The sequence below is a fragment of the Paenibacillus agri genome, assembly GCF_013359945.1.
In the GTDB taxonomy this organism is placed as follows: domain Bacteria; phylum Bacillota; class Bacilli; order Paenibacillales; family Paenibacillaceae; genus Paenibacillus_AQ; species Paenibacillus_AQ agri.
In genome coordinates this window covers 1-243 of record NZ_JABWCS010000053.1, presented here as the reverse complement: position 1 = coordinate 243, position 243 = coordinate 1, and the positions used below count along the sequence as shown (strand labels likewise).

At 47.7% G+C, this 243-nt stretch carries 1 pseudogene; it reads right to left on the bottom strand.

Features of this window, described 5'->3' with window-relative positions:
• Positions 1-243 (bottom strand): annotated as a pseudogene (locus HPT30_RS29485) (IS110 family RNA-guided transposase); the annotation flags it as partial.

Here is a 243-nt window from a genome sequence, read left to right as displayed (position 1 = left end):
GAAATAAGTAACTCAGCACGTTTAACTCCAGCATGACGCTTTACATATTGCTTCCAACCGCCAAGAACCTGTTCCGTATTTAACAGACGGATCTCTTCAGGCAGGGGGAAGAGTCTGAGTGATGCGATTGCACTGGTGCAAGTAAGGATTTTAAAGACCTGGCGAAGTTCAGGGAAAACAATGTCTACCCAGCGATGAATCTGATTAACCGCAGCGTTGAGGCGCTTGGTAACCGTCTCTCGG